At 47.4% G+C, this 6,030-nt stretch carries 6 protein-coding genes; all 6 read left to right on the top strand.

The window, feature by feature from the left end:
* Nucleotides 1-128: 128 nt before the first annotated feature.
* Nucleotides 129-359, top strand: coding sequence for a preprotein translocase subunit SecG (gene secG / locus AVZ68_RS17865; protein WP_059105945.1), 231 nt, complete (start codon nt 129-131; stop codon nt 357-359).
* A gap of 258 nt (nt 360-617) precedes the next feature.
* Nucleotides 618-1,331: an alpha/beta hydrolase gene (locus tag AVZ68_RS17860; protein ID WP_059105944.1), complete on the top strand. Its 714-nt coding sequence runs from the start codon at nt 618-620 to the stop codon at nt 1,329-1,331.
* Nucleotides 1,328-2,074 (top strand): alpha/beta hydrolase, encoded by a 747-nt coding sequence (locus AVZ68_RS17855; RefSeq protein WP_059105943.1) that lies wholly within the window; start codon nt 1,328-1,330, stop codon nt 2,072-2,074. The genes AVZ68_RS17860 and AVZ68_RS17855 overlap by 4 nt, the downstream gene beginning before the upstream one ends.
* Before the next feature lie 94 nt (nt 2,075-2,168).
* Nucleotides 2,169-4,508: a ribonuclease R gene (rnr, locus tag AVZ68_RS17850; protein ID WP_059105942.1), complete on the top strand. Its 2,340-nt coding sequence runs from the start codon at nt 2,169-2,171 to the stop codon at nt 4,506-4,508.
* 477 nt (nt 4,509-4,985) lie between these two features.
* Complete coding sequence (locus tag AVZ68_RS17845) at nt 4,986-5,378, top strand: DoxX family protein (RefSeq protein WP_059105941.1); 393 nt, start codon at nt 4,986-4,988, stop codon at nt 5,376-5,378.
* 155 nt (nt 5,379-5,533) lie between these two features.
* Entirely contained in the window at nt 5,534-6,001 is a 468-nt protein-coding gene (gene smpB / locus AVZ68_RS17840; RefSeq protein WP_059105940.1) for an SsrA-binding protein SmpB, read from the top strand.
* Nucleotides 6,002-6,030 lie beyond the last annotated feature (29 nt).

Genomic DNA, 6,030 nt, shown 5'->3' with positions numbered 1-6,030 from the left:
GACATAACCTTTCGTACATTTTTTCTTAACGTTTACTCCTCAGAGCTGAAGGGGAAGAGACAGGCTTGAATTAGAGGAACGGTTATGGTAAAGTTACCCTAGCGAAAGTGTGCGTGGAGGTGCAGGAAATGCAAACTCTTTTAATGGTGTTATTAATCATTGTTTCCATCTCATTGATTACGGTCGTTCTTTTGCAGCCGGGGCGAAGTGCTGGGTTGTCGGGAGCCATTTCTGGCGGAGCTGAACAGCTGCTCGGAAAGCAAAAGGCGCGGGGAATTGATGCCGTTCTTCATCGAGCGACGGTTGTACTTGCTGTCCTGTTTTTCGTACTAACGGGGCTTAACGCCTATTATTTGTGAGCACGAGCAACACCTGGTCTATCGCCAGGTGTTTTTTGTGCTAACTAGAGAACCCCCCCTAGCCTCGCTCTTTGTCTTCCCTTCCTTGGCTCCCCAATGAATGAAGATTCCTTTCACTGATTAAAGATCAAGGCGTTTTAAAAGCCTTAAAAAAAGGAACACTCAAGACATAGGGAAAAGTATTTGGATCTAGGTGTCAACGTCTAGCCTCACGGTTTCACTAGGAAGTGGATATAGTAAAGGGAGGAGGGGAGAAAACTGATTGGTTGTCTTTGTATTCATGGATTCACAGGAGATCCTTGGGAAGTGGAGCCGGTAGCGGATGCCCTCGGTCAGAAATATGGATGGCTCGTCTACTCTCCGACCTTACCAGGACACGAAAAAGAAGGAGAATTGAAAAGTGTCACATACAAGGAGTGGGTGTTGAAAGTGGAGGCAGCGACTGAAGAGCTGCTCAAACGCTGTGAGCGAGTGTATGTGATTGGCTTTTCTATGGGAGGGATGCTGGCAAGCTACGTGGCTGCTCGCTATCCGGTGGAAAAGCTCGTGCTCCTGAACGCAGCCGCTTTTTATTTAAACCCGTCCCGGCTCTTACAAGAGATGGTTGATTCGATCCGTTTTCATATCACAGGCGAAGAAGAAGACGGTCAAATGACGATGCTTTATGATCAGAAATTTCGCGAGACGCCCTTTGCAGCTGTGCTACAATTCATGCAGGTCGTGCGAAAGACCCGACCTTATATTAGAAACGTTCATGTTCCAACCTTAATTATACAAGGAGAGCTCGACGGACTTGTTCCCTTGCGTTCTGCCCATTACTTATATGATATCATCCGCACATCCAAGAAAGAAGTAAAAGTGATGAAGCGTTCACGCCATATGATCTGCCATGGATGTGAGAAAGAAGAACTCATCCAAGAAATTGAAGTATTTTTAACAGCAAACACAGCGAGAGAGGAAGAATCATCGTGAAAGTCGTTGCACCAAAACCATTTACATTTAAAGGAGGAGAGCGTGCCGTGCTCCTCCTCCACGGGTTTACCGGCACCACGGCCGATGTGCGCATGCTTGGCCGCTATCTGCAAAAAGAAGGCTATACTTGTCATGCGCCGCTTTACAAAGGGCACGGCGTTCCGCCAGAAGAGCTCGTGCAATCAGGGCCTGAGGACTGGTGGGAAGACGTGCAAAACGCCTATAATGAGTTGAAGAGCGAGGGCCACACAGAAATTGCGGTTTGCGGGCTCTCTCTTGGCGGCGTGTTTTCTTTAAAAGTCGGCTACTCTCTTCCTGTAAAAGGAATTGTCTCCATGTGCGCGCCTGTACGTCCGCGCACAGAAGAAGCGATTTACAAAGGGATGCTTGGGTATGCACGCGAATACAAGCAGCTTGAAAAGAAAGACAAGGAAACCATTGAAATGGAAATGGGAAAGCTAGAAAACACACCGATGGATACGCTCTATAAGCTGCGGGATTTAATGGATGAGGTACAAAGCGAACTGGACATGGTCTATACGCCAACGTTTGTTGTCCAATCCCGTCATGATGAGATGATTGATACGGAAAGTGCCGAGATCATCTACAACCAGGTGGAAACGGATGAAAAGCACTTGAAGTGGTACGAGCATTCCACCCATGTGATTACACTCGGGGAGGAAAAAGAACAGCTCCATCAGGATGTGCTCCAGTTTTTAAATGGCCTTGATTGGTCAAACTAAAAGAGAATGTTCAAAAAGTCCGGGAAAAGTAGCTGTCGATTTCTTTTTGAACACGCACTGATATAGAAAAATCTCGATGAAAGGGGAGAAACGAATGAATCCAGAATTAACAAGTGAACAGCTGCTCACCTATTTCCGTGATGAAGCGCAAAAGCCGCTTTCTGTTGGCGAATTAGAAGAGCTATTTCAAATTGATTCCGGGGATCAATTCAAAGAACTGATTACCCAACTGAATCAGCTAGAAGAGAACGGACAAATTGTTCGGACGAGAACGAATCGCTACGGCGTTCCTGAAAAAATGAATCTTGTACGCGGGCGTGTCCAAGGGCATGCGAAGGGATTTGCCTTTATCATTCCAGACGAAGGAGGCGGCGATGATGTCTATGTTCCCCAGGGTTCTTTAGGTGGGGCTATGAACGGCGATATTGTGCTCGTGCGTATTGACGAGCGCTCTGCCCAAACGCGCCCAGAGGGCAAGGTCATCCGCATTGTGCAACGAAAGGTCACGGAAATCATCGGTGAGTACCAGGATCACTCCTCGTACGGACTTGTGGTTGCCGATGACAAACGAATAAGTGCTGATTTTTTAATTCCAAAGAGCAAGGACAAGGGAGCTATTGATGGCCATAAAGCGATCGTTACGATCACTTCCTATCCTGAAGGACGATTTGGCGGCGAGGGAGAGATCAAGGAAATTCTGGGTCACAAAAACGATCCAGGCATGGACATCCTTTCGATCATTTACAAATACGGGATTCCGCAGGCATTTTCCGAGGAGGCGCTTGCTCAGGCTGAAGCTGTGCCAGAGACGATTGACGAGGCTGACCTTGACGGGAGGCGCGACCTCCGCGGTGAGACAATAGTAACGATTGATGGCGCGGACGCGAAAGACTTGGACGATGCCGTTCAAGTGAAACGATTGGAAAACGGCAACTTCTTGCTCGGCGTCCATATTGCCGATGTCAGCCACTACGTGCAGGAAGGCTCTGCGATCGATGAGGAAGCGTCGGAACGCGCGACTAGCGTCTACCTCGTCGATCGTGTCATTCCAATGATCCCGCACCGGCTTTCTAACGGCATTTGCAGCTTGAACCCACAAGTCGACCGACTCACGCTTAGCTGTGAGATGGAAATCGATCAGAACGGCGGCGTGATTTCGCATGATATCTTCCCCAGTGTCATTAAAACGACGGAGCGAATGACGTATTCTGATGTGAATAAAATTCTTACGGACAAGGATGAAGAGGTGCGTGCGCGTTATGAGATGCTTGTGCCTTTCTTTGAACGGATGGAAGAGCTAGCAGAAATCTTAAGGGCGAAGCGCTTTGGTCGCGGGGCAATCGACTTTAATTTTAAAGAAGCGAAAGTCCTTGTAGATGAAGAGGGAAAACCGAAGGATGTGGTCTTGCGTGAGCGCTCCGTTGCGGAAAAATTGATTGAAGAGTTCATGCTTGTAGCCAATGAAACCGTGGCTGAACATTTTCACTGGCTGAAGCTTCCGTTTGTCTATCGGATTCACGAAGATCCCGATACATCTAAGTTGGAGTCTTTCCTTGAGTTCATCACTGGCTTTGGCTATGTGGTACGTGGGACGGCCAACACCATTCATCCGCAAGCCTTGCAAAAACTTTTAACAGAAATTTCCGGTGAACCTGAAGAAGCGGTCATCAGCAAAGTCATGCTTCGCTCGATGCAGCAAGCCAAATACGACGTGAACTCCGTCGGCCACTTTGGCTTATCGGCTGAATTTTACACGCACTTCACGTCGCCGATCCGGCGCTACCCTGACCTGCTTGTGCACAGATTGATCCGAACGTATTTGATCCAAGAGAGAACGGATGAGAAGACGCGTTCAAAGTGGGAAGAGAAACTCCCATCATTGACGGCCCATGCCTCGGAAATGGAACGTCGAGCCGTTGATGCGGAGCGAGACACCGATAGTGTGAAAAAGGCACAGTATATGGAAGACAAAGTGGGAGAAACATTTTCGGGCATGATCAGCGGTGTAACCAATTTTGGGATGTTTGTCGAGCTTGAAAATACCGTTGAAGGGCTTGTCCACGTCAGCTACTTAACGGATGATTACTACCATTACGATCAAAAGCACTATGCCATGATTGGCGAGCGTACCGGCAATGTTTTCCGTATAGGCGATGAAATTGAAGTCCGTGTTGTCAATGTTAACGTTGAGGAAGCGTCGGTCGATTTTGAAATTGTTGGGATGAAGCCGCGCAAGACAAAGAAGGCGGCAGACCGTCCGAAAGTGATTGTTGGTGGCAAACGGCGAAAGCAACCGTCGAGGAAACAAGAAGGTGTCCGTCTTAGCGGTGATCCAAAACGTGACGGCAATCGCAAGAAAAGAGGAAAGAAAAAACCTTTCTACGAAAATGCTCCGAGCGTCAAACGAAAAAAGGGGCGTAGAAAGAAAAAATAACGGCGAGGGGGGAGAAAAAATTCCCCTTTGCCAAGTGTAAGACATCGACCTGGATACTCGTCTAGGTCTTTTTTTAGTAGAAAAGCGAAGGCGGGCCGCCCCGTCTCCTCGTGCTTAATATATCAATCCTTGTGTGAGCGGTAACCGTCTGCGCGTGATCGATATTCTGCTGGCATGAGCGGTATTGCTCCGTGATCGATATTTCTTCTGACATGTGGAGCGGTATCCCTTTTAACTTGATTGATACCACTTCTCATATGGGCGCTACCCGCTTACACATGAGTGAACCTCCCTATCTGCCCCTTCGGCCCAAGAGCATAACTTCAATGAATTTTTCGAACGTATAAGCCCGTCCTTGGAAAATGTGACTGGGTACTAGTTTCTTTGGTGGTTTGAAAAGTGCCTACTTGTTGGATGGCGTCGAAAAACGTAGAATGAACCTGTGCTATTTTTATAAACAATACCAAGGAGGTTACTGTGAATAAAACAGAGGTAGGGTTATTTATTTTACGTGTAGTGTTCGGTCTGACATTTCTGATGCACGGGCTTGATAAATTCAGTTCTGGGATTGACGGAACTGCAGGATTCTTTGAATCCATTGAGGTACCTGGGTTTATGGCAGGCATTGTCGCTCTGATTGAAGTCATTGGCGGTCTTGCAATCTTGCTCGGTTTCGCTACTCGGCTATTCAGTGCCATATTTGCGATCATTATGATGGGGGCTATTTACTTTGCAAAATTACCTGCAGGTTTCCTTGGTGGGTACGAGTTAGATCTCATTCTTCTGGCTACGTCGATTTTGTTTCTTTTAAATGGCAGTCGTTTCCTTGCGATCAGTGCTCTCTTCTCAGGGAAGTTAGGGAAAATTTAGTAGGAAACTGAGGACTCGGAGAAAGCAACCGAGTCCTCTTTTTGCAGCTTCCCTGAAGGCCCGCCTGCGCTTTTCTAGCTTCAAATTGACGAATACACTACTACTTGGTAGGATGAAATGAAGAACGTATGTCGAGGAAAGACGCAGGTGGGAACATGGCTAAAACGGAAGGAAAAGTGGTTGCGCAAAATAAGAAAGCACGGCATGACTATTTTATTGAAGAAACGTACGAAGCTGGGATTGTGCTGACGGGGACAGAAATCAAGTCGATCCGTGCCGGACGTATGAATTTGAAAGAGTCCTTTGCTCGCGTGCGAGACGGTGAAGTTTTTTTGCATAATGCACACATCAGTGAGTACGAGCAAGGCAACCGCTACAATCATGAACCGACACGAGCGCGGAAGCTCCTATTGCATCGGAAGCAAATTAATTCGCTCATTGGTCAAACCCAGCAACAAGGGTACGCGCTTGTTCCTTTAAAAGTGTACATTAAGAACGGCATGGCGAAAGTGTTGATTGGCCTCGCTAAAGGGAAAAAGAACTACGACAAGCGAGAAACACTTAAACGTAAGGATGCCAAACGAGAGATGGAGCGAGCGATTAAGGAGCGAATGAAAGGCTGAGGCTTGACAAAACATCTGAGTATGGTATA

This window comes from Shouchella shacheensis (assembly GCF_001484965.1).
Classification (GTDB): Bacteria; Bacillota; Bacilli; order Bacillales; family Bacillaceae_D; genus Shouchella; species Shouchella shacheensis.
The sequence above is the reverse complement of the archived record's forward strand: the minus strand, read 5'-3'. Positions and strand labels throughout refer to the sequence as shown.

Coding starts and splice junctions, on each gene's coding strand:
- secG (WP_059105945.1), top strand. CDS start 129: ATGCAAACTCTTTTAATGGTGTTATTAATCATTGTTTCCATCTCATTG.
- rnr (WP_059105942.1), top strand. CDS start 2,169: ATGAATCCAGAATTAACAAGTGAACAGCTGCTCACCTATTTCCGTGAT.
- smpB (WP_059105940.1), top strand. CDS start 5,534: ATGGCTAAAACGGAAGGAAAAGTGGTTGCGCAAAATAAGAAAGCACGG.